The following is a 24,514-nucleotide window of genomic DNA, read 5'->3' as shown; positions in this document are numbered from 1 at the left end:
AACATGAATTATTCGTTGACAGCAACAAGCCTCCCTGTTAAGATAAAAATACAAAGTGAATATGACCCTCATATATAATGGGAATACGGCCCATACGTCTCTACCCGGTTACCGTAAATAATCGGACTATGAGGGAAAGCGGAAGTTGGGAATCACAAGGTTTTCCATGCTTATTTGTGCTGCACCCGGATGGACTGCTTTCTCTCTAAAATAGAGCGGGCAGATCCGTCCGGGTTTTTTTGTACATAAATAGGGGAGGGATGCAGGTGGCAGTTGAAGTTGGCGTCATTATGGGCAGCATTTCAGACTGGGAAACGATGAAACATGCGTGCAGCGTGCTGGATGAATTGGACGTGCCTTATGAGAAAAAAGTTGTCTCTGCACATCGGACGCCGGATCTGATGTTTCAATATGCAGAACAGGCAAGAAGCAGGGGCGTAAAAGTCATCATTGCGGGAGCAGGCGGCGCGGCCCATTTGCCGGGGATGGTCGCAGCAAAAACGACGTTGCCAGTCATCGGCGTGCCGGTCCGGTCGAAAGCGTTGAACGGCCTTGACTCTTTGCTTTCAATCGTGCAAATGCCGGGCGGTGTCCCGGTTGCAACGGTCGCGATCGGAAAAGCGGGCGCAACGAATGCTGGACTGCTTGCCGCCCAAATTTTATCCATAACAAACGAACATATTGCCAAAAGGCTTGAACAAAGGCGGGAAAGACTTGCAAAAACCGTATATGAAAGCAGTGATCAACTTGAACAGGAAAATGATTAAACCGGGGAGTACAATCGGCATCATCGGCGGCGGCCAGCTCGGGAGAATGATGGCCCTTGCCGCAAAAGAGGCGGGTTTCCGGATCATTGTCCTTGATCCTGTGCCGGATTGCCCGTGTGCGCAGGTAGCGGACGGGCAAATCACGGCGCCATATGATGATGAAGCGGCATTGCGGGCGCTCGGGGAACGATGCGATGTGCTCACCTATGAATTTGAAAATATCGATTATAAAACATTGAAAAAGGCCACCGGATTTGCCCATGTGCCACAAGGAGCGGAGCTGATCCGGATCACGCAGAACCGTATTTTTGAAAAAGAAGCAGTTGCAAAAGCAGGCGTCCGGGTTGCGCCGTACCGCGTCGTTGAAAACGCGGCGGATTTGAAAGAAGCTGTTGCAGAAATTGGCTATCCATGTATTTTAAAAACGGCGCGCGGCGGTTATGATGGAAAAGGGCAGATCACGCTCCGGCATGAAGGGGATTTTAATGAAACGGATCCGCTTCTTGCCCACGGCGCATGTGTCCTTGAAAAAATGATTCCATTTACAAAAGAACTTTCTGTCATCATCACCCGGAATGAAGCAGGGGAAACGAGCCTTTTTCCGGTAGTTGAAAATATTCATCACAACCATATTTTGCATCAAACAATCGCGCCGGCACGGGTGGAAAATACGGTGAAAAAAGAGGCGGAGCAACTCGCCCTAAAGGTGGCAGAGCAGCTTCATTTAACCGGTACGCTTGCAGTCGAAATGTTTTTAGAAGCGGACGGTACGCTTTATGTCAATGAACTGGCACCGCGCCCGCATAATTCCGGGCATTACTCGATTGAAGCCTGTTCGATTTCGCAGTTTGGCCAGCATATCCGCGCGATCTGCAACTGGCCGCTCCGCAAAGTGGAACTTTTGAAGCCGGCTGTCATGGTCAATCTGCTCGGCCAGCACGTCGAAAGGGCGCTTACGCAAATTCCTTACCAGCCGGAATGGTCGGTCCATCTTTACGGCAAAAAAGAAGCGAAATTCCAGCGAAAGATGGGCCATGTTACAGTGCTGACAGAGGAAATCGAAGAGACTTTGCTTTCCCTTGAACAATCCGGTGTATGGCAGGATGTACAGAAACGATCGGAGGCAGCAGTGAATGATTGAACGCTATACAAGGCCTGAAATGGGCGCCATCTGGACAGACGAAAATAAATACAAAGCATGGCTTGAAGTGGAAATCCTTGCCTGTGAAGCATGGGCGGAGCTTGGGGAAATCCCGAAAGCAGATGTGCAAAAAATCCGTGAAAATGCCAGATTTGATGTTGAAAGAATTTTAGAAATTGAGCAGGAAACGCGCCACGATGTTGTCGCTTTTACAAGGGCCGTTTCGGAGTCGCTCGGCGAAGAAAGAAAATGGGTGCATTACGGGCTGACGTCCACGGATGTGGTCGATACGGCGCTTTCTTATTTGATCAAACAGGCAAATGAAATCATTGAAAAAGACCTTGAACGTTTTATTGAAATTTTAAAGCAAAAAGCAATTGAACATAAATACACCGTCATGATGGGCCGTACCCACGGCGTCCATGCCGAACCGACCACTTTTGGCCTGAAAATGGCGCTCTGGCACGAAGAAATGAAACGGAATCTCGAACGCTTCAGGCAAGCGGCGGACGGCATCCGTTACGGGAAATTAAGCGGTGCTGTCGGGACCTATGCCAACATCGACCCGTTCGTTGAGCAGTATGTCTGCGGGAAACTCGGCTTAAAGCCGGCGCCAATCTCCACGCAAACGCTGCAGCGCGACCGCCACGCTTATTACATCGCGACCTTGTCTTTGATCGCGACATCGATTGAAAAATTTGCTACGGAAATCAGGGGGCTGCAAAAAAGCGAAACCCGTGAAGTGGAAGAGTTTTTCAGCAAAGGGCAAAAAGGATCGTCCGCGATGCCGCATAAACGCAACCCGATCGGTTCGGAAAATATGACCGGGATGGCGCGGGTGCTGCGCGGCTATATGGTAACGGCGTATGAAAATGTCTCCCTTTGGCATGAGCGCGACATCTCGCATTCTTCCGCGGAACGGATTATTTTGCCGGATGCAACGATTGCTATTAATTATATGCTGAACCGGTTCGGCAATATTGTGAAAAACCTGACCGTCTTCCCGGAAAATATGAAACGGAACATGGACAAAACGCTCGGTCTCATTTATTCACAGCGGGTTTTGCTTGCTTTGATTGATAAAGGCATGTCCCGTGAAGCGGCATACGATACGGTGCAGCCGAAAGCGATGGAGTCGTGGGAGAAACAGGTACCGTTTAAGGAACTGTTGAAAAAAGACCCGGCCATCCAAAGCAGGCTCACGGAAGCGGAACTCGAGGCATGCTTTGACTACTATTATCATTTGAAACATGTCGATACGATTTTTGACCGTCTCGGGCTGAACTGAACCGGGGCGGCCGGGTGAATTCAGCCCGGCTGTCCCGGAAAATAAAAAGCGGCTGCGAAATTTGCAGCAGGCTTAAGGAGGCAGGCGCATGCTTGTATACGAGGGGAAAGCAAAACGGTTGTATGAAACAGAGGATCCGGATGTATTGCGCGTTGAGTATAAAGACTCGGCCACCGCGTTTAATGGCGTGAAAAAAGCGGAGATTGAAGGAAAAGGGCAGCTAAACAATGAGATTTCAAGCCTGATCTTTAAGCGGCTTGCGGAAAAAGGGGTCAAGAGCCATTTTATCCGTAAAATATCGGAACGCGAACAGCTTGTGCGCCGGGTGGAGATCATCTCGCTTGAAGTAGTCGTCCGCAATGTCGTGGCGGGCAGCCTTGCAAAACGCCTCGGACTTGAAGAAGGAACGCCGGTCGGGCAGCCGGTTGTCGAGTTTTATTATAAAAAGGATGAACTCGGCGACCCACTCATTACAGAAGACCATGTACGGATTTTAGGGATTGCAAGTTCGGAAGATTTGCAGTTTTTAAGAAAACAGGCACTGGCTGTAAATGAGAGCCTAAAGGCGCTGTTTGCGGAAATCGGCGTCCGCCTTGTGGATTTCAAACTCGAGTTCGGACGCGGACGTGATGGGGCGATCCTGTTGGCCGATGAAATTTCCCCGGATACGTGCAGGCTCTGGGACCTGGCAACGAATGAAAAGTTGGATAAAGATGTGTTTCGCCGGGATTTGGGCAGTTTAACGGAAGTTTACCAGGAAATCTTAAATCGCTTGAGAGGAGATATTTCGCATGTATAAAGTGAAAGTCTATGTCACCTTGCGCGAAGGCATCCTTGATCCACAGGGGGTTGCCATCAAACAGTCGCTTGCCCAGCTCGGCTACAGCGAAGTGCAGGACGTGCGGGCCGGAAAATATTTGGAGCTGCTTATAGAAAAAGCGGACCGGGACTTGGATGCCGTCATCCGGGAAGTGTGCGGGCGGGTGCTTTCAAATCCTGTCATCGAAGACTACCGCTATGAAATTGAGGAGTGTGTTGCGCCGTGAAGTTTGCTGTCATTGTTTTTCCGGGATCCAACTGTGACACCGATATGTTTCATGCGATTCAAGATGCACTTGGTGAAGAAGCGGCATACGTCCGCCATGATGCGGATTGTTTAGATGGATTTGACGGGATCCTCCTGCCGGGCGGTTTTTCGTACGGCGACTATTTGCGGACAGGCGCGATCGCACGCTTTTCGCCGGTTATGCAGGCTGTTCAAAGAGCTGCTGAAGAAGGCAAACCGGTTCTCGGCGTCTGCAACGGGTTTCAAATTTTGCTTGAAGCCGGCCTTTTGCCGGGGGCCATGCTCCGGAACGCAGGCTTGAAATTCGTCTGCAAAACGGTACCGCTTGTGGTCGAAAATGCCGTAACGATGTTTACTTCCCTGTATGAACAAGGGGAAACGATCCGGATTCCGGTTGCACACGGGGAAGGGAACTATACTTGCGATAAAGAAACGCTCAAAAAGCTGAAAGAAAATAGGCAAATTGTGTTCACGTACGGGGAAAATCCTAACGGGAGTATTTCCAATATTGCGGGAATTATGAATGAAAAAGGCAATGTACTCGGGATGATGCCCCATCCGGAACGGGCCGTTGAGGCATTACTCGGAAGCACGGACGGCTTGAAGCTGTTCAAATCCATTGTGAAAAACTGGAGGGAATCCCATGCCGTTATTGCTTGAACCAGGACCGGCCGAAATCAAGAGCCAAAAGATTTACCGTGAAATCGGGCTGACAGACGAAGAATTCGCACGGGTCGAAGCGATTCTCGGCCGGACGCCGAATTATACCGAAACAGGGCTGTTTGCCGTCATGTGGTCGGAACATTGCAGCTATAAAAATTCTAAGCCGGTCTTAAAAAAGTTTCCGGTAAAAGGCGAACGCGTTCTCCAGGGGCCCGGGGAAGGCGCCGGCATCATCGATATCGGCGACGGGCTGGCGGTTGTTTTTAAAATTGAAAGCCATAACCACCCGTCTGCGATTGAACCGTACCAGGGCGCGGCAACGGGTGTCGGCGGGATTATCCGCGATGTGTTTTCGATGGGGGCAAGGCCGGTTGCGCTCCTCAATTCGCTCCGTTTCGGCGAACTCGATTCCCCGCGGGTGAAACATCTTTTCAAAGAAGTCGTTGCCGGAATTGCGGGCTACGGCAATTGCATCGGGATTCCGACAGTCGGCGGGGAAGTGGCATTTGACCCGTGTTATGACGGCAATCCGCTCGTCAACGCGATGTGCGTTGGCCTGATCGAACATAAAGACATTCAAAAAGGGCAGGCGCGCGGCATCGGAAACACGGTCATGTATGTCGGCGCAAAAACGGGAAGGGATGGCATCCACGGCGCCACTTTTGCCTCCGGGCAGCTCAGCGAAGATTCGGATGAAAAGCGCCCGGCAGTCCAAGTTGGCGATCCGTTTATGGAAAAACTGCTCCTTGAAGCCTGCCTCGAACTTGTCCGCCATGATGCGCTCGTCGGCATCCAGGATATGGGGGCAGCCGGGCTCATCAGCTCCTCTTCCGAAATGGCCAGCAAGGCGGGCGTCGGGCTTGTGATGAATCTTGACCGCATTCCGCAACGCGAAACCGGGATGACACCATACGAAATGATGCTCTCCGAATCGCAGGAACGGATGCTGATTGTCGTAAAAAAGGGCCGGGAACCGGAAATCATCCGCCTTTTTCAAAAATACGGGCTCGATGCTGTTGCCATCGGAACGGTAACCGATGATCAAAGGTTGAAACTGTACCACCACGGCGAACTTGTTGCGGATGTGCCGGCCGATGCGCTTGCAGAGGATGCGCCCGTCTACCATAAACCGTCCAAAGAGCCGGCTTACTTTGCGGCCTATCAGGTGATGAAACCGCAAATCCCGGCGGTGGAAAATCTTCAGGAAACCTTTTTCCAATTGCTCAAACAGCCAACCATTGCCAGCAAAGAATGGGTGTACGAACAGTACGACTACCAGGTGCGGACGAACACGGTGGTCATGCCGGGATCGGATGCAGCCGTCATCCGGATCCGCGGGACAAGAAAAGCGCTCGCGATGACAACGGACTGCAACGCCCGTTACGTCTATTTGGATCCGGAAACGGGCGGGAAAATCGCAGTGGCGGAAGCGGCGCGCAACATTGTCTGTTCCGGGGCCCAGCCGCTTGGCGTGACAGACTGCCTGAACTTCGGCGCACCGGAAAAACCAGAAATTTTCTGGCAGCTCGAAAAAGCAGCAGACGGCATGAGCGAAGCGTGCCGCGCGCTTGAAACCCCGGTCATTGGCGGCAATGTCTCACTGTACAATGAAACATTGCAAAAAACAGGAAGTGGGGAAGTGTCCGTACAGGCCGTGTATCCGACACCGGTTGTCGGCATGGTCGGGCTTCTCGAAGACATTACTCATGCGACCACGCAGACATTTAAACAGGCTGGTGACCTCATCTATTTGATCGGGGAAGCAAAACCGGAATTCGGTGGCAGCGAACTGCAAAAGCTTACAGACGGCCAAATTTCCGGAAAACCGCCGGCACTCGATTTGGAAACCGAAGCCCGGCGTCAGCACCAACTGCTTGCAACGATCCAGTCCGGCCTTGTGCAAAGCGCCCATGACGTCTCAGAAGGCGGTTTTGCACCGGCACTCGCCGAATGTCTGTTTGGGACGGAAAATTTGGGGGCCCATGTCGTTTTAAAGGGCAACCCGGTTACGGCGTTATTCAGTGAAACCCAGTCACGATTTATTGTGTCAGTGAAGAAAGAGCACCAGCAGGCGTTTCAAAATTTGGTGAATGAGGCTGTTTGGATTGGCCATGTCACGGATGATAAGCAAATGACCATCAAAGGGGAAAACGGGGAGACGTGGATTCTGGCGGATATAGCGGAATGTGAAACGGCTTGGAAAGGAGCCTTAAGATGCTTGCTGAAATAAAGGGATTAAATGAGGAATGCGGGATTTTCGCGGTATGGGGCCACAAAGATGCAGCACAGCTTACCTATTACGGGCTCCACAGCCTGCAGCACAGGGGGCAGGAAGGTGCGGGTATCGTAGTCAAACAAAACGGGCGCCTCATTGGCAAAAAAGGGGAAGGGCTTGTGACGGAAGTATTTTCAGCCCAGTCTTTTGCCGGGCTTGACGGGGATGCGGCCCTCGGGCATGTCCGCTACGCAACAGCGGGCGGCGGCGGGATTGAAAACGTCCAGCCGCTTCTGTTCCATTCGCAAAACGGCAGCCTTGCGCTTGCGCATAATGGCAATCTCGTCAACGCACATACATTGAAGCATCAGCTTGAAATGCAGGGCAGCATTTTTCAGACGACATCGGATACAGAGGTGCTCGCCCATTTAATGAAAAGAAGCGGCTACCGTACCATGAAAGAACAGATGAAAAGCGCACTCACGATGCTAAAGGGGGCGTATGCATTTGCTGTTATGACTGAAGACGAGTTGCTTGTCGCCCTTGACCCGAACGGTTTGCGCCCACTTTCACTCGGACAAATCGGCGACGCTTATTGCGTTGCTTCGGAAACATGCGCGCTTGACATTGTCGGGGCAGAGTTTATCCGCGACATTCGCCCTGGTGAACTCGTATCGATCAGCATCCACGGCATTGAGTCGGAGCAGTATGCGTATGCTGCGAATCCGGCCATTTGCACAATGGAATATGTCTATTTTTCCCGGCCGGACAGCAATATCCACGGCATCAACGTCCATGCCGCACGCAAAAATATGGGGAGAAGGCTTGCGATCCAGGCGGGTATTGACGCGGATGTCGTAACCGGCGTGCCCGATTCAAGCATTTCGGCAGCGATCGGTTACGCAGAACAATCCGGCATCCCCTATGAAATGGGCCTGATCAAAAACCGCTATGTCGGGCGCACGTTCATCCAGCCGTCGCAGTCGCTGCGCGAACAGGGTGTGAAAATGAAACTGTCGCCGGTGCGCGCTATCGTCGAAGGAAAGCGGGTGGTCATGGTCGATGATTCGATCGTGCGCGGAACGACAAGCAAACGGATTGTCACTATGCTCCGCGATGCCGGGGCAACGGAAGTGCATGTATGCATCAGCTCGCCGCCAATGAAACATCCGTGTTTTTACGGCATTGACACATCAACGCATGAAGAACTGATCGCAGCCCATCACAGCGTGGAGGAAATCCGCCAGATGATCGGCGCAGACACCCTCACTTTTTTAACGGTTGACAATATGCTCGAAGCAATCGGCAGGCCGGCCATTAATGAAACATGCGGCCAGTGCCTCGCCTGTTTTACCGGCAAGTATCCGACGGAAATCTATCCGGATACGGTACTGCCACATGAAAAAGAACTGATTCAAAAATAGCAATTAACGGAGGATTCCTATGGCAAACACATACCGGGATGCAGGCGTCGACATCGAAGCAGGCTATGAAGCGGTCAAACGGATGGGAAAGCATGTGGCGCGAACAAACCGGGCGGGGGCAATCGGTGCACTCGGCGGATTTGGCGGCATGTTTGACTTATCCGCGCTCCATTACCAGAAGCCCGTGCTTGTTTCCGGAACGGACGGCGTCGGCACGAAACTGAAACTTGCCTTTTTAACAAATAAGCATGATACGATCGGCATCGATTGTGTCGCTATGTGCGTCAATGACATCATTGTCCAGGGAGCGGAACCGCTTTTTTTCCTCGATTATATCGGTTGCGGCAGCCAGAACCCGGAAACGATTGAGCAAATTGTAAAAGGCGTGGCGGAAGGATGTGTGCAGGCAGGGTGCACACTCGTCGGCGGAGAAACGGCGGAAATGCCGGATATGTATGAAGCAGGCGAATACGATTTGGCGGGATTTGCGGTTGGCGCATGTGAAAAAGATGCGCTTGTCACGGGTAACACCGCGCCCGGGGATGTTTTAATCGGCCTTGCCTCAAGTGGCATTCACAGTAACGGCTATTCGCTGATCCGGAAAATTTTTCTGAAAGACCATGCGATGACCGTTGATACGATTTTGCCGGAACTGGGCCGGCCGCTTGGGGAAGTGTTGTTAACCCCGACCAAAATTTACGTCAAACCGGTGCTTTCCGCTCTGAAAAAATTTGAGATTAAAGGAATGGCACATGTAACAGGCGGCGGGTTTTATGAAAATATTCCGCGTATGCACAGAGACGGGCTCGGTGTTGAAATCAGCCTTGGTTCATGGCCGGTCCCGCCCGTTTTTTCCGCTGTGGCATCTTACGGAAACATCAGCCGCGATGAGATGTTTCACGTTTTTAACATGGGAATCGGGTTTGTCCTCGCGGTGAAGGCGGAAGAGGCACAGGCCGCTGTTTCCTTTTTCAACCAGTCCGGGGAACAAGCTTTCATCATCGGCCATGTTACAAATACGGCGGGTGTCCGTTTTGCAGCAGGGAGCAGAGGCAATGCATAAAATGGCTGTTTTTGCATCGGGCAGCGGCACAAACTTCCAGGCGATAGTTGATGCAGCCAAAAAAGGGGAACTCGATGCGGCGATTGAACTGTTGGTATGTGACCGTGAAGATGCGTATGTCATCCGCCGGGCAGCACAGGAAAACATCCCGGCGTTTGTGTTCAATCCGAAAACGTATCCGGATAAGCGGGCGTATGAGCAGGAAATTTTGGCGCAGTTACAGAAAAAACAGATTGAATGGATCATCCTGGCCGGCTATATGCGGTTAATCGGGCCGGTGCTCCTGAATCAGTATCCACGGAAAATCATCAATATCCATCCGTCGTTGCTGCCGGCTTTCCCGGGAAAAAATGCGATCGGGCAGGCGCTTGCGGCAGGCGTGAAAATAACGGGCGTAACCGTTCATTATGTCGATGAAAGCATGGATACCGGGCCGATTATTGCACAGGCGGCTGTCCCTGTGCTTGACGGGGACACATACGAAACACTGGCGGCAAGAATTCATCAGACAGAGCATGTGCTGTATCTGGATGTGCTCAGGAAGCTAGTGGAAAATCAAACCAACATGGAGGTTTTACCAGAATGAAAAGAGCATTAATCAGTGTATCGGATAAAACAGGGATAACGGCATTTGCACAAAGTTTGAGCGGGCTCGGCTTTGAAATTCTCTCAACCGGCGGCACGAAAAAAGCGCTGGAAGAAGCCGGCGTGCCTGTTACGGGGGTGGAAGAGGTAACAGGTTTCCCGGAAATTTTAGAAGGCAGGGTAAAAACGCTCCATCCAAATATCCACGGCGGGCTTTTGGCAAAACGGACGCCGGAACATGAACAGCAAATCGCAGCGCATGGGATCAAACCGATTGACCTTGTTTGTGTAAACCTTTATCCGTTCCGAGAGACGATTGCAAAGGCGGATGTCACGGAAGAAGAAGCCATTGAAAATATTGATATTGGCGGGCCGTCAATGCTACGTGCGGCTGCAAAAAATTTCGAATATGTTACCGTTGTTACGGACTCAGGGGACTACGGCAAAGTGATTGACGAAATCAAAACGCACGGCGATGTGACGAAAGATACGAAAAAAGCGCTGGCTGCAAAAGTGTTCCGCCATACAGCAGCGTATGACGCCATGATTGCCGATTATATGACAACGATTGTTGGCGAAGAGGCTCCGGAGAATGTCACTTTTACATATGAGCTCAAGCAAACGCTCCGTTACGGGGAAAACCCGCACCAAAAAGCAAGCTTTTATATCAATCCGCTTGGTTCGCCGTTTTCGATTGCGCACGCAAGGCAGCTGCACGGCAAAGCATTATCGTACAATAATATCCGCGATGCAGATGCCGCCCTGCAGATTGTAAAAGATTTTAAGGAACCGGCTGCAGTTGCTGTAAAGCATATGAACCCGTGCGGCATCGGGGTCGGAGATTCGGCGCTTGAAGCGTATAAAAAAGCGTACGAGGCAGACTCGAAATCGATTTTCGGCGGCATCGTCGCATTCAACCGGCCTGTTGACCCGGAAACGGCCAAGCTGCTACATGAAATTTTTCTCGAAATTGTAATTGCGCCGTCGTTTGCGGACGAAGCGTTTGACATTTTGGCAAGCAAGAAAAATATCCGCCTTTTGACTGTGCCTTTTACGGAAGCGCACAAACCGGAAAAAATCATTACTTCCGTAGAAGGCGGGCTGCTGATCCAGGATCAGGATACTTATACTTTAGATGAAGCCCAAGTGAAAACTGTCACAAAACGTGAGCCGACAGAACAGGAATGGAAGGCTTTGAAACTGGCCTGGAAAGTGGTAAAACATGTGAAATCAAATGCGATTGTGGTGACGGATACTGAAAAAACGCTTGGCATTGGCGCCGGGCAGATGAACCGTGTTGGCGCGGCAGAAATTGCGTTGGCCCAGGCCGGCGAAAAAGCAAAAGGAGCCGCGATGGCATCCGATGCGTTTTTCCCGATGGACGACACTGTCGAAGCAGCTGCCAAAGCTGGCATTACCGCGATCATCCAGCCGGGCGGCTCCATCCGCGACGAAGACTCCATTAAAAAGGCCGATGAATACGGCATCGCCATGGTCTTCACCGGCATCCGCCACTTTAAACACTAACAGAAAAGCGCAGCGTACGGCTTACTTTGGAGGACACAATGACTGCAGGCGAACCGATGCCCGCTTATCAAAAGGAAAAGGCGCAGAAGTACGCAAGCCCGGGAAGCAGAGCCGGGTAAACAGAAAAGCGAAGGCCACTGTCCGGCCAGGACCGGCGAATGTTTCGGCAGGAAATTTGTCCCTGGGTGCCCGTTATATCAGATCATAAAATTAGTCAGAAGACCTTACAAAATGATGGACAAAGAGAGGAGGCCACGTTAAAATGAAAGTACTTGTAATCGGCAGCGGCGGCCGCGAGCATGCCGTCTGCAAAAAAATATCGGAAAGCGCCCGCGTTGATAAAATTTATTGCGCACCGGGAAACGGCGGCATTGCGCAAATCGCCGAAATCGTTCCGATCCATGAAACGGACACGGCTTCTTTGCTTGCTTTTGCAAAAGATAAGGGCATTGAACTAACAGTTGTCGGTCCGGAAGCCCCTTTAAGCGCAGGGATTGTCGACGAATTTCAAAATGCCGGCTTGAAAATATTCGGGCCGACAAAACAAGCGGCTCGGATTGAAAGCAGCAAAGCATTCGCAAAAGAACTGATGCAAAAATACGACATTCCGACTGCGGATTACCGCGTTTTTTCCGACTATTCGGAGGCAGAGAAATATATTGAAGAAAAAGGCGCACCGATCGTCATTAAAGCAGACGGCCTCGCCGCCGGAAAAGGTGTAACTGTTGCGATGACACTGGAAGAAGCAAAGGAAGCGCTCCGTGCTGCTCTGATCGGGAAGAAATTCGGGGAAGCCTCAAACCAAGTGGTTGTAGAAGAATTTTTAAAAGGGGAAGAATTTTCCCTGATGGCGTTTGTCCGGGAAGAAGAAGTGTATCCCATGGTCATCGCGCGCGACCATAAGCGTGCATATGACGGCGACAGCGGCCCGAATACAGGCGGAATGGGCGCCTACTCCCCGGTTCCGCAAATCCCGGATGAAGAAGTGAAAAAGGCAGTGGAACATATTTTGCGCCCGGCAGCCAGAGCGATGAAAGAGGAAGGCTGCCTGTTTACCGGCGTCCTGTATGCCGGCTTGATGTTGACGGAAAAAGGTGTGAAAGTGATTGAATTCAATGCCCGCTTCGGTGACCCGGAAACGGAGGTTGTGCTCGAAAGGCTTGAATCGGATCTGGCACAGATTTTTCTCGATCTGTTGGACGACAAAACCCCTAGCATCAAGTGGCGCAAGGAAGCTGTATTAGGGGTTGTGATTGCGGCAAACGGCTATCCGGATGCGTACGAAAAAGGGATTCCAATTCCGTCGCTTTCAAAATTGCAGTCTTTTGTTTTCCATGCTGGCACGCGCGCGGATGGGGAAAGGCTTGTATCAAACGGTGGAAGGGTTCTTTTCATCGGAAGGAAAGCCGGTACGCTGGAAGAAGCGGGAAAAGCGCTGTATCACGAATTGGAAAGGCTCCGTTTGGATGGTTTTTTTTACCGGAGAGATATCGGCAAAAGAAATCAGGCTTAGCCCTTGAGGCAAAAGGCTGGAAAATCCCGGCCTTTTGCCTGGTATGTTTTTTCTCCAGATGGTAATGTTTCCTATTCCTTATATTACCTTCTCGTTTACACTTCTTCCTGGCCGCCATTCATTTGCCGGTTTTGAATGAGATCCGTCACAGGGCAGTAACGGACAATCCCTTCTCCCACTTTCATGGCACCCATGAGCGCAACACATAAATAGCTGCAGCGCCCCGGTTTTTTCGATAATTTAGCTGTGGCCCATGCAAGCGAAGTGAGCCCGCACGTAATTCGGATTAAGGCATTTAAAATGCCAATATTGGGTGCGATTTTCATGATGAACATCTCCTTTCCCATGTTTTCGAACTTCTTTACTGCTTTAATGGATAAAATATGGTAATATATGAATATATTAGGGTCTCCCTAGGGAGGAATGAGACAATGCTTGACCAACGTTACAGATGGAAAAACAAACAAATCAGGGAACATGTCGCCGTGCTGGACGGCAAGCTTTCGCCAGACATGGTTTTAACAAATGCCCGGTTTCTTCATTCGACGTTAAGAAAATGGGTTACGGGCAATATTTGGATTTATCAGGACCGGATTATATACACCGGGGAAAAACTGCCTGAAAAGACATCCGGATGCGAAATCACCGATTGCTCGGGGCAGTGGCTTGTGCCCGGGTATATTGAACCGCATGTCCATCCGTTTCAACTTTATAATCCCCAAACCTTTGCCCATTATGCAGCGCAAAAAGGGACAACAACATTGATCAACGATAACCTCATGCTCGTTTTATTAACAGACAAAAAGAAAGCGTTTTCTCTAATGCAAAAGCTCCGCCATTCACCGGTTACGATGTATTGGTGGGCCCGGTTCGACGGGCAGACGGAGCTTGTGGACGAAGAAATGGTTTTTTCTCACGAGTGTGTAAAATCGTGGCTCGAGCATGATGCTGTCCTGCAGGGAGGGGAGCTGACCGGCTGGCCGAAACTGGTGGACGGCGACGACTTAATGCTCCATTGGATTCAGGAAGCCAAGCGGATGCGGAAAAAAATTGAAGGCCATTTCCCGGGTGCCTCCGAGAAAACATTGGCAAAAATGATGCTGTTTGGGGCAGACTGTGACCATGAAGCGATGACGGGCAAGGAAGTACTGAACCGGCTGATGCAGGGATACACGGTGTCTTTGCGCCACTCATCCATCCGCCCCGATCTGCCTGTGTTACTGGATGAAATGAAAGCGCTCGGCATTGACCAGTATGATCAAATGTTTTTTACAACCGACGGCAGCTCGCCTGCTTTTTACGAAGAAGGCGTGATCGACAGGATGATTCAAATCGCGATGGAACACGGGGTGCCCCCGGTGGACGCATACTTAATGGCAAGCTACAATGTGGCACGTTACTACAATATCCAGCATTTGCACGGTATCATTGCAACAGGCCGGGTGGCAAGTATCAATTTTTTGGAGAGCGAAACAAATCCGGTGCCTGTTTCGGTTCTGTCGAAAGGAGTTTGGTTGAAAAAAGATGGCAAAGGAATCGAACCGGAAGAACCGGTCGATTGGGCATTGTACGGTCAAGGCCCGCTTGAACTGGATTGGGATCTCGAACCGGACGATTTGCAATTTTCCATGCCATTCGGACTGGAGATGTCCAACAGTGTCATTACAAGGCCGTACTCCATTTCGTATGACGTATCGTATGAAGTGCTTCCGGACAACTATGAAGATAATTTTCTCATGTTAATGGATAAAAAAGGAAAATGGCGGATCAACACACTGGTGAAAGGATTTGCCAAAAATCTGATGGGCCTTGCCTCTTCTTATTCATCAACAGGCGACATTCTTTGCATTGGAAAATCAAAGAGCGATATGCTGCTTGCATTTAAACGGATGAAAGAAATGGGCGGCGGCATCGTGATTGCGGAAAACGGGAAAATCATCCATGAGATTCCGCTCCCGGTCGGCGGCATCATGTCGGATAAAAGCATGGATGAACTGATCGGGGATATGAAAAAATTTTCCAGTATTTTAAGGGACCGCGGCTATGCATATGATGATCCGATGTATTCTTTGCTCTTTTTATGCGCGACCCATTTGCCCTATATCCGGATCACTTCCAAAGGAATGTACGATGTGATGAAGAAAACGATACTCTTTCCAACAATAATGCGTTAAAATAATAAAGTAATGGAAATGGTTAAGCGTGGCGTAAAAAGGGAGATGGTTCGTTTCTAAAAAACCTCTTTCTGTACGGCAGGTTGCGGTTTGCCGTTCGGTGTATTTAAGAAATGTGATTGGAGTTGCAAAAATGGGAAAGAAACGACTGATTGGTCTGATGTTCCTCCTGTTGGTGCTATCGGCATGCGGCCGCCAGCATGGTACAGGCAGTCAGCAGCAGGGAGCCGGAAAATCTGCGGCACACCGGTGGACCGCACCGCTGACAGGGCTTCGGACAACAAACAGGCCAGCAAAACGGGCGGTTGCCGTCATGATCAATAATCATCCGCTTGCACGCCCGCAGTCAGGGTTAAGTTCAGCCGATGTGGTCTATGAAGCCCTGGCAGAAGGGGAAATCACCCGGTTTGTCGCAATTTTTGAGAGCCATATGCCGGCCAAATTCGGGCCTGTCCGGAGCGCCAGACCGTATTTCATCAAGCTGGCAAAGGGATACGATGCTTTATATATTGCCCACGGCTACAGCCCGGGCGCGAAAAAGCTGCTCGATTCGGGCTATGTCGATGAACTGAACGGCATGCAGTATGACGGCACTTTGTTCAAACGGTCGGCGGCCAGAAAAGCGCCCCATAATTCCTATATCACTTATCAAAATATTTTAAAGGGCGCACGGAAAAAAGGCTATGTAATGAACCAGCCTCCGTCTCCTCTTTCTTTTGCCTCTGCCAATGAAGTGAAAAACATTTCGGGCATTTCTGCGGGGAAAGTCAGTATCCGTTATTCAAGCCGGGAAAATTTAAATGCCGTGTACCGGTATAACGCAGAAAAAGGAAAGTATGACCGCTACTCTGGCGGGGTGGAGACGGTGGATGCAAACAACGATCAACCGGTCCTCATCGACAATTTGTTCATTGTTGCTGCTAAACATAAGCTGATTGACAGTCACGGGCGCAAGGATATTGATTTAACATCTGGAGGCAAAGCGTATCTCATCCAAAAGGGAAAGCTCCGGGAAGTCGAATGGGAAAATGACAACGGCAGGATTCTTCCGTATCAAAACGGGGAACCGGTCAAACTGGTGCCGGGAAAAACATGGATCAATATTGTACCAACTTTAAGCAGTGTTACCGTTACAGATTAGGCAGGGGTTCGGGCAGTCCGGCAGAGCCGTGCTGGAAAGCAATAGAGTAAAGGAGAAGAAAAACGTTTATGCAAATAGACAAATTACGCGGAAAAGCGCTGGATCAGCTGTTTGAAGCGATCCTGTCGCTTGAAACGATTGAAGAGTGCTACCGTTTTTTTGACGATTTATGCACCGTCAACGAAATTCAGGCGATGACGCAGCGCCTGGAAGTGGCGAGAATGCTGCGCAACGATAAGACGTACCATGCGATTGAGACGGAAACCGGCGCGAGCACAGCTACTATCTCCCGTGTCAAACGCTGCCTGAATTATGGCAACGATTCCTACCAGATGGTCCTCGACCGGATCGAAAAAAAACAAAGGCAGGAAAACCGTACAGAAGAAGAACCATCAGAATAAAAAGAAAAAGCTCTTCTTTTAAAAGAAGGGCTTTTTTTACGCAGAACAACCGCTTTTCGTGATAGAATCACGGGGCTTGGCGCATCTTGCTAGAAAAGTTGCGCTTTTCATTTTTCCTTCTGCCGGCACCGCTTTTTTTGCATAAGCATACAGGAGAGATTTTCCGGCTTTAATGGGGGGAAAGCGCGGCGTTTCCGGGCAGGCCTGTTATATTTTCCCGTTCCGATGAAAAGCTTTTTTGCCTGTACCTTCAAATGCTATAATGGGCTATGATGGATGAAGAATGGAGGATTTCCGGTTGATGTATGATGTGCGTGAATGGCGGCATGCCTTCAAATTGGATCCGAATAAAGATATTTCGGAAAAAGATTTGGAAAAAGTTTGCGAGTCCGGCACGGATGCAGTGATTATCGGTGGAACGGACGGTGTCACCCTTGATAACACGTTACAGTTAATGTCAAGGGTGAGAAGATACGCCGTGCCGTGCTGCCTCGAAGTATCGGATCCGGACGCAATCGCACCAGCTTATGACCTTTACTTGATTCCGGCGGTTTTAAACAGCAAAAATACAACTTGGATCACCGGTGCCCACCATAAAGCAGTGAAAGCATACGGGGAATGGATGAATTGGAATGAGATCGTCATGGAAGGCTACTGTATTTTAAATCCGGACTGTAAAGCCGCTCAGCTTGCAGAAGCAGCAACCGGCCTTGATGACGACGACGTTCTCGCTTATGCAAGCATGGCGGAGCATATGTTCAAGTTTCCGGTTTTTTATTTGGAATACAGCGGCACTTACGGAGATCCAAAGCTTGTTGAAAAAGTGAAAACAGTACTGGAAGATACCGTTTTGTTTTACGGCGGCGGCATCCGCACTGCGGCACAGGCTGCGGAGATGGCACGGGCTGCAGATGTAGTGGTCGTCGGCAATGTGGTTTATGAAAATATACACGAGGCCGTGAAAACGGTTCGGGTTGTAAAGCAAACAGGTTTGTGATAAAATAGAACAAACATTCTCATTTGGTGGTGAAATCATGCAATTTTTAACCGACCGTATTCTGAACGGGCTGAACCCCGAACAGAAAGAAGCGGTCAAAACAACGGAAGGGCCGCTTTTGATTCTTGCCGGGGCGGGAAGCGGCAAAACGCGGGTGCTGACTCGCCGCGTTGCCTATTTAATGGTGGAAAAAGGCGTGAATCCGTATAATATTTTAGCGATTACGTTTACCAATAAGGCCGCCCGCGAAATGAAAGACAGGATTGCCGGGATCATGGGTGGTGCTGCTGAAGAAGTGTGGATATCCACCTTCCATTCGATGTGCGTGCGCATTTTGCGGAGGGATATCGACAGGATCGGCTTTAACCGCAATTTTTCAATCCTTGACGCGACCGACCAGCTATCGGTCATTAAAAACCTTTTAAAAGAAAAAAATCTGGATCCGAAAAAATTTGATCCACGGGCGATTTTAGGGAAAATCAGCAGCGCGAAAAATGAACTGATTGATTTTGAGCAGTACGCCAAACAAGCGGGCGATTTTTTTGACCAAATTGTCAGTGACGTATACGAGGCTTACCAGCAACGCCTGAAGAAAAACCAGTCGCTTGACTTTGACGATCTGATCATGATGACAATCCAATTGTTCAAGCGCGTCCCGGAAGTCCTCGAATACTACCAAAGAAAATTTCAATACATCCACGTTGATGAGTATCAGGATAGTGCGACACGTTGCTAATTGAAAAGATTAGCCACCAGCGAAAGCTGGGAGAACTGATGATTCGAAGAGTCGAATGAAGGAGTAACGCCCGGAAAGGCTCTCCCTGATCCTCCGAATAGCGTCAAGATAGGTAAGGATCTTGAGGTTATAAGCTCGGTGAAGTCGGCTGAATGCTGCCGTAACAAGTCAAGTTGACGAAAGCTTTCCAGAGGTGGAAGGTGCAGCAAATAAGCCGGGGGTCTATAAAACACTCATGGTGAGAATGTTAGTGAACAACAACTAACTGACGAAAATCCGAATGTACGGTTCTAGAGGTATAGATGCTAGAAATGGCATTGTCACGGTACGTGGCGCTAGTGAGGTGGAGTAAGAATTGTCTTTATGAAACACCTTGACGTGTTACAGGCACGTCCAAGCTAGCAGGACTAGAGGATTCACCTAAAAGTGTATGTACAGATAGAATCATCGGAACGTGGGAAGCTGACAACGCGGAGGACTTACCGGCCAATGAAGCGGTGATAAGGAAAAGCGAAGGCTATAACTTATCTTTATGTCAGTGAAAGTGGTGGCACAGTACCGTTGAGGTGATGGAAACATCATGGAGGGATAGCCACTAGTCAATTTGTTAAAGCAACTACATTTATCGTCTATCAGGTTCGAGTATGACTAAGAGAAACGAAAGCTGCCAGTAACCGGGTGGTGATTAGTTGACTGATAACAACCAAAAGCTAAAGAAAGACGAGAATGCCCTAGATAAAATCAACAAACTTCGCGATTTGGTTGGAAACGATAAAATAGTAGGTATTATAACGCGATAACAAATTGATGGAACGCCGTATGAGGGGAAACTCTCATGTACGGTGTGAATGGGGGGAAAAGCTGGAGATGACTTCAAAGGCTTACCTATCCATATCCAATAAATCCCAGTATACACTTGTGAAATTGTTGGCTTCAAGGTTTCAGAATTTGTGTGTTGTCGGGGATAATGACCAGTCGATTTATCGTTGGCGCGGTGCGGATATTGCCAATATCCTGTCATTTGAAAAAGATTACCCGAACGCGAAAGTCATTTTGCTCGAGCAAAACTACCGCTCCACGAAGAAAATTTTACAGGCGGCCAATAAAGTCATCGAAAACAACGCAAGCCGGAAAAAGAAAAATTTATGGACGGAAAACGATGAGGGGCAAAATCTCGTCTATTACCGGGCGGACAGCGAACAGGGGGAAGCGCAGTTTGTTGCCGGAAAAATTAAGGAACTCACTGCATCGGGTAAACGCCGGTACTCCGATATTGCCATTTTGTACCGCACGAACGCCCAGTCCCGTGTCATCGAAGAAGTATTGATGAAATCGAACATTGCCTACAATATCGTCGGCGGCACCCGTTTCTACGACCGGAAAGAAATTAAAGATATTCTTGCGTATTTGCGGGTCATCGCCAATCCGGATGACGACCTCAGCCTGACCCGGATTATCAATGTGCCGAAACGCGGGATCGGTCAGACTTCATTGGATAAAATCGTGCGTTATGGGGCGGACCAGGATGTTTCCTTATTTACGGCACTTCAGGAAATTGATTTTATCGGCCTCAGCCCGAAAATCGCCAAAGCCTGCCGGGAATTTTACGAGCTTATCAGCAATTTTACCCGGATGCAGGAATATTTATCCGTTACCGAACTGGTGGAAGAATTGCTGGACAAGTCCGGCTACCGGGATGCGCTGAAACTGGAAAAATCGCTCGAAGCCGAAAGCCGGCTTGAAAATATCGATGAATTTCTTTCGGTTGCCCAGGAATTTGAGAAAGAGAACGATGACAAAAGCCTTGTCGCCTTTTTGACGGATTTGGCGCTTGTCGCGGATATTGACCGGCTTGAAGAAGATGATGCACAAAAAGATGCCGTTGTCTTAATGACGTTGCACGCCGCCAAAGGGCTTGAATTTCCAGTTGTCTTCCTGATCGGCATGGAAGAGGGCATTTTCCCGCACAGCCGTTCCCTCATGGACGAAGCGGAAATGGAAGAGGAAAGGCGGCTCATGTATGTCGGCGTCACGCGGGCACAAGAGGAGCTGTACCTGACCAATGCCGAAGTGCGGACGCTTTACGGGCGCATGAACATCAATCCTGTTTCACGGTTTATCAATGAAATCCCGGAAGAACTGATCGAGGATATTCGCAAGGAGGAAAAAGACCGGCTCGATTTCCGCCAGGTTTCGCGCGGCAATACGGCAAGAAAAGAGAACCGTCCGCCTGTTGCTCCTGCCTGGCAACAAAACAGGGCCGGCAATCTTTCTTGGCAAGTGGGCGATAAAGCCGAACATAAAAAATGGGGGATCGGCACGGTTGTCAGTGTCAAGGGAGAAGGCAAGTCAGCCGAACTTGACATTGCATTCCCGAGCCCTGTCGGCATCAAACGACTTTTAGCCGAGTTTGCGCCGATTACAAAAATAGAATAGAATAAGTCTGGACAACGAAAGGGACACAGGCGGCAAATGCCACTTTTGCCCTGATGGAAAGGATTGTTGCACATGGATAATCACGCGGCAGCCGCCCGGGCAGCCGAACTGCGCAAACTGCTCAACCAGTACAGTTATGAATATTATGTGCTCGACCGCCCGAGCGTTCCGGATGCGGAATACGACAGGCTTTTGCGTGAACTGCAGGAGATTGAAAATGCGCATCCGGAGTTGATCACGCCGGATTCGCCAACGCAAAGGGTCGGAGGAGAACCTTTATCCGGATTTGCCAAAGTGGTCCATGATACACCGATGCTCAGTCTGGCAAATGCCTTTAACGAAGCCGACCTTCGCGATTTTGACCGCAGAGTCCGAGAGACGGTCGGCGATCGATATGAATACGTGTGCGAACTAAAAATCGACGGGCTGGCGATTTCGCTTAAATATGAGAATGGATTATTCGTCCAAGGGTCCACAAGAGGGGACGGGACGATCGGTGAAGACATCACGGCTAACCTCAGAACCGTCCGCTCAATACCGCTCAGGCTAAATGAACCGGTCAACATTGAGGCGCGCGGGGAATGTTTTATGCCGAAAAAGTCTTTCGAGGCATTGAACCGTATTAAAGAAGAAAACGGGGAAGAACCGTTTGCCAATCCGCGCAATGCGGCAGCCGGATCGCTCCGCCAGCTCGATCCGAAAATTGCGGCATCGCGGAACCTTGATACGTTTATGTATGCAATCGGTGATACAACCGGACTCGATATTTCCGCCCATAGCGAAGGGCTTGCGTATTTGGAAAGGCTCGGCCTTAAGGTCAATAAAGAAACAAGAATATGCCGGGATATCGGGGAGGTACTCGAATTTATCGCGGAATGGACGGAAAAACGTCCGGCCCTTCCGTATGAAATTGACGGTATTGTAATCAAGGTAAATGACTATGCCCAGGAAGCCGCCCTTGGCACAACGGTAAAAAGTCCGCGCTGGGCTATTGCCTATAAATTTCCTGCTGAAGAAGTCGTCACCAAACTAACCGGTATTGAAGTAAAAGTCGGCCGTACTGGGGTCGTCACACCAACTGCGATACTAAATCCGGTAAGGGTGGCCGGAACAACCGTCCAGCGGGCTACACTCCACAATGAAGATTTGATCCGTGAAAAAGATATCCGGATTGGTGACTACGTGGTGGTGAAAAAAGCGGGTGATATTATTCCCGAAGTGGTCCGCCCGATTCCCGAACGGAGGACTGGCGATGAGCAGGCGTTTTCCATGCCGTCCCACTGCCCGGACTGCGGCAGCGAGCTTGTCCGGCTTGAAGATGAAGTGGCGCTCCGCTGCATTAACCCGAACTGTCCGGCGCAGATCCGCGAAGGGCTGATCCATTTCGTATCAAGGAATGCGATGAATATTGAAGGGCTGGGGGGAAAGGTCATCAGCCAGCTGTTCGCGCATGAATTGATCCACAATGTTGCGGATATTTACCGGCTGAAAAAAGAAGAACTATTACAATTAGAAAGAATGGGGGAAAAATCGGTTTCCAATTTGCTTGCCGCAATTGAAGCCTCAAAAAAGAATTCGCTGGAAAAATTGCTGTTCGGCCTCGGCATTCGTCATGTCGGCGCCAAAGCTGCGAAAATTTTAGCAGCGCACTTCGAAACAATGGAACGGCTTTCGAAAGCAACGCGTGAAGAACTGGAGGCCATACCCGATATTGGCGAAAAGATGGCGGATTCCATTGCTACGTATTTTGAAAATGAAGAAGCGCTTGGCCTGGTCAGGGAATTGGCTGCGCTCGGGGTCAATATGGTTTATAAAGGCCCCAAACGTGCGGAAAAGCGCAATGCAGATTCGCCTTTTGCCGGAAAGACGGTCGTTTTAACCGGAAAACTGGTGAACTTGACCCGCAACGAAGCAAAAGAAAAACTGGAGGCGCTCGGGGCAAATGTGACCGGCAGCGTAAGCAAAAATACCGACCTTGTCATCGCCGGGGAAGATGCGGGCACAAAGCTGACCAAAGCGGAACAGCTCGGCATTGAAGTATGGGATGAAGCAGCGTTTTTGGAACGGCTCCATTCATAAATGCAAGGGAAAGCGAGAAATCAAAAAGGTGGAAAGGCAGTATGAAAAAATGGTACCCCCTCATCATATCGATGGTTTTACTGGCAGGCTGTTCACCGGGTTTCGGCTCGGATAACAAAGTGGTCCAGAAAAGCAACAATAAAAAAGAAACATCCGTTGTTTCGAGTTACCAAATTTCCGACCAGTATTATAAAAATATTTACCCCTATAAAACGAGCAAATCGCGGGGGCTCGTTGTCAGCAACTTAAATACTTCATATGATATCGAGGAATTTGAAACCGGCCTGATGCGGGTTGCGCAGAGAAACTACCCGCCGGATGACTATCTTTTTCAGGAAGGCCAGTATCTGACTTCCGACACCATAACAAAATGGCTGAACCGGAAATATACGGTAGACCAGTTGAAAAAGAAAGGCCTGAAAGAAAAGGACAATGTCGGGCTGAATCCGGTGAATGATGAAAAAGGATCGGCAAAGCAGCAAAACGAGAAAAACCCGATTTATTTGGCGCAAATTCTCGAACAGGATTATTTAACAAAAGACAGCAAAGGGAACGTCAAACTGTCCGGCGTTGCCATCGGGCTTGCCCTGAACTCGGTTTATTACTATCAGACGGAAAAGTACGGTTCCACGTATGACGTCAATATTTCCCAAAAAACGCTGGACGAAAAAGGGAAGCAGATTGCATCGGAAGTCGTCCAGCGCCTGCGCAAGATGGATGGATTGAAAAATGTCCCGATTACGATCGGGCTGTACAAACAGCAGAGCAAGGATTCCGTTATTCCCGGAAATTACTTTGCTTACGCTACCGTTCCGGCAAACAGCACATCTGCAGACGATTGGAAAAACATCAATGAAAAATATTATTTGTTCCCGTCCGACGATGCGGAAAAAGCCCATCGTGATGATGAGAAAACATTTGAGAATTTTAAAACGGACATTGAAGACTTTTTCCCGAATTACACCGGGTGTATTGGCAGGGCAAGATACAGCGACGGGCAGCTTGCTGATTTAAGCATCGACATTCCGATCCAGTTTTACGGCCAGGCGGAAGTCATTGCCTTTACGCAATATGTCGCCGGCTTGGTGGTCAAAACATTCCCGGATTATGTCAATTTACAAGTGAGCATCACGGCCAACAATGAAGCAAAAGCGCTCATTGTAAGACAATCAAAAGCAAAAGACCCGACCGTCCATATTTATAACTGAAAAAAGAGCAGATACATGAAAAATGTATCTGCTCTTTTTTAGTATGTCACATTTCAAAAAAAGGAAAACATTTTTTTAAATTTTTTTCAA

19 protein-coding genes, 2 pseudogenes and 1 riboswitch are annotated in these 24,514 nt (G+C 49.6%); of the genes and pseudogenes, 20 read left to right on the top strand and 1 reads right to left on the bottom strand.

The annotated features are described in order from the left end of the window. Positions 1-48 precede the first annotated feature (48 nt). Positions 49-149, top strand: a riboswitch (purine riboswitch). Positions 150-266: 117 nt separating this feature from the next. The 12 genes from purE (at position 267) to purD (ending at position 13,252) form a co-directional block, all read left to right on the top strand. Continuing rightward, on the top strand, positions 267-767 hold the full coding sequence (gene purE / locus OF158_RS15780) for a 5-(carboxyamino)imidazole ribonucleotide mutase (RefSeq protein ID WP_026684438.1): 501 nt from the start codon (positions 267-269) through the stop codon (positions 765-767). Beyond that, a complete protein-coding gene (purK, locus tag OF158_RS15775; RefSeq protein ID WP_017550740.1) occupies positions 748-1,908 on the top strand; it encodes a 5-(carboxyamino)imidazole ribonucleotide synthase in 1,161 nt (386 codons plus the stop codon). The genes purE and purK overlap by 20 nt, the downstream gene beginning before the upstream one ends. Further along, the gene (gene purB, locus OF158_RS15770) at positions 1,901-3,196 is read left to right on the top strand and encodes an adenylosuccinate lyase (RefSeq protein ID WP_017550741.1); all 1,296 of its coding nucleotides are present in this window, start codon (positions 1,901-1,903) and stop codon (positions 3,194-3,196) included. The genes purK and purB overlap by 8 nt, the downstream gene beginning before the upstream one ends. A gap of 88 nt (positions 3,197-3,284) precedes the next feature. Then, positions 3,285-3,995, top strand: coding sequence for a phosphoribosylaminoimidazolesuccinocarboxamide synthase (purC, locus tag OF158_RS15765; RefSeq protein ID WP_026684440.1), 711 nt, complete (start codon positions 3,285-3,287; stop codon positions 3,993-3,995). Beyond that, positions 3,988-4,242: a phosphoribosylformylglycinamidine synthase subunit PurS gene (purS, locus tag OF158_RS15760; protein ID WP_026684441.1), complete on the top strand. Its 255-nt coding sequence runs from the start codon at positions 3,988-3,990 to the stop codon at positions 4,240-4,242. Before purC ends, purS begins: the two co-directional genes overlap by 8 nt. Beyond that, complete coding sequence (gene purQ, locus OF158_RS15755) at positions 4,239-4,922, top strand: phosphoribosylformylglycinamidine synthase subunit PurQ (protein WP_026684442.1); 684 nt, start codon at positions 4,239-4,241, stop codon at positions 4,920-4,922. The genes purS and purQ overlap by 4 nt, the downstream gene beginning before the upstream one ends. Beyond that, positions 4,906-7,155: a phosphoribosylformylglycinamidine synthase subunit PurL gene (purL, locus tag OF158_RS15750; protein ID WP_026684443.1), complete on the top strand. Its 2,250-nt coding sequence runs from the start codon at positions 4,906-4,908 to the stop codon at positions 7,153-7,155. Before purQ ends, purL begins: the two co-directional genes overlap by 17 nt. Beyond that, positions 7,140-8,564 carry an amidophosphoribosyltransferase gene (gene purF / locus OF158_RS15745; protein ID WP_026684444.1) on the top strand — a complete coding sequence of 475 codons (1,425 nt, stop codon included), beginning with the start codon at positions 7,140-7,142 and terminating at the stop codon, positions 8,562-8,564. The genes purL and purF overlap by 16 nt, the downstream gene beginning before the upstream one ends. Before the next feature lie 19 nt (positions 8,565-8,583). Beyond that, the gene (gene purM / locus OF158_RS15740) at positions 8,584-9,627 is read left to right on the top strand and encodes a phosphoribosylformylglycinamidine cyclo-ligase (protein ID WP_026684445.1); all 1,044 of its coding nucleotides are present in this window, start codon (positions 8,584-8,586) and stop codon (positions 9,625-9,627) included. Beyond that, positions 9,620-10,213, top strand: a complete 594-nt coding sequence (gene purN, locus OF158_RS15735; RefSeq protein WP_026684446.1) for a phosphoribosylglycinamide formyltransferase — start codon at positions 9,620-9,622, stop codon at positions 10,211-10,213. The genes purM and purN overlap by 8 nt, the downstream gene beginning before the upstream one ends. Beyond that, complete coding sequence (purH, locus tag OF158_RS15730; RefSeq protein ID WP_026684447.1) at positions 10,210-11,739, top strand: bifunctional phosphoribosylaminoimidazolecarboxamide formyltransferase/IMP cyclohydrolase; 1,530 nt, start codon at positions 10,210-10,212, stop codon at positions 11,737-11,739. The genes purN and purH overlap by 4 nt, the downstream gene beginning before the upstream one ends. Positions 11,740-12,001: 262 nt before the next feature. Further along, positions 12,002-13,252, top strand: a complete 1,251-nt coding sequence (gene purD / locus OF158_RS15725; protein WP_026684448.1) for a phosphoribosylamine--glycine ligase — start codon at positions 12,002-12,004, stop codon at positions 13,250-13,252. A gap of 95 nt (positions 13,253-13,347) precedes the next feature. Here purD and OF158_RS15720 read toward each other — a convergent pair whose 3' ends face one another. Next, the gene (locus OF158_RS15720) at positions 13,348-13,578 is read right to left on the bottom strand and encodes a YgaP family membrane protein (RefSeq protein WP_014096909.1); all 231 of its coding nucleotides are present in this window, start codon (positions 13,576-13,578) and stop codon (positions 13,348-13,350) included. A 105-nt stretch (positions 13,579-13,683) separates the two neighbouring features. Here OF158_RS15720 and OF158_RS15715 point away from each other — a divergent pair, with 105 nt between their 5' ends. The 8 genes and pseudogenes from OF158_RS15715 (at position 13,684) to OF158_RS15680 (ending at position 24,424) form a co-directional block, all read left to right on the top strand. Beyond that, positions 13,684-15,426: an adenine deaminase C-terminal domain-containing protein gene (locus tag OF158_RS15715; protein WP_017550750.1), complete on the top strand. Its 1,743-nt coding sequence runs from the start codon at positions 13,684-13,686 to the stop codon at positions 15,424-15,426. A 133-nt stretch (positions 15,427-15,559) separates the two neighbouring features. After that, complete coding sequence (locus tag OF158_RS15710; protein ID WP_014096911.1) at positions 15,560-16,567, top strand: DUF3048 domain-containing protein; 1,008 nt, start codon at positions 15,560-15,562, stop codon at positions 16,565-16,567. A gap of 68 nt (positions 16,568-16,635) precedes the next feature. Further along, positions 16,636-16,968: a YerC/YecD family TrpR-related protein gene (locus OF158_RS15705; RefSeq protein WP_014096912.1), complete on the top strand. Its 333-nt coding sequence runs from the start codon at positions 16,636-16,638 to the stop codon at positions 16,966-16,968. A gap of 301 nt (positions 16,969-17,269) precedes the next feature. Next, positions 17,270-17,965: a heptaprenylglyceryl phosphate synthase gene (locus OF158_RS15700; protein WP_014096913.1), complete on the top strand. Its 696-nt coding sequence runs from the start codon at positions 17,270-17,272 to the stop codon at positions 17,963-17,965. 37 nt (positions 17,966-18,002) lie between these two features. Next, positions 18,003-18,683: pseudogene (locus tag OF158_RS15695) on the top strand (UvrD-helicase domain-containing protein); the annotation flags it as partial. 912 nt (positions 18,684-19,595) lie between these two features. Beyond that, positions 19,596-21,137, top strand: a pseudogene (locus OF158_RS15690) (3'-5' exonuclease); the annotation flags it as partial. A 72-nt stretch (positions 21,138-21,209) separates the two neighbouring features. Further along, positions 21,210-23,216 carry an NAD-dependent DNA ligase LigA gene (ligA, locus tag OF158_RS15685; protein ID WP_035183333.1) on the top strand — a complete coding sequence of 669 codons (2,007 nt, stop codon included), beginning with the start codon at positions 21,210-21,212 and terminating at the stop codon, positions 23,214-23,216. A gap of 41 nt (positions 23,217-23,257) precedes the next feature. Further along, a complete protein-coding gene (locus tag OF158_RS15680) occupies positions 23,258-24,424 on the top strand; it encodes a CamS family sex pheromone protein (RefSeq protein ID WP_035183334.1) in 1,167 nt (388 codons plus the stop codon). Positions 24,425-24,514 lie beyond the last annotated feature (90 nt).

This window comes from Weizmannia sp. WK01 (genome assembly GCF_025905465.1).
GTDB classification, from domain to species: Bacteria; Bacillota; Bacilli; order Bacillales; family Bacillaceae_C; genus Weizmannia; species Weizmannia faecalis.
The sequence above is the reverse complement of the archived record's forward strand: the minus strand, read 5'-3'. Positions and strand labels throughout refer to the sequence as shown.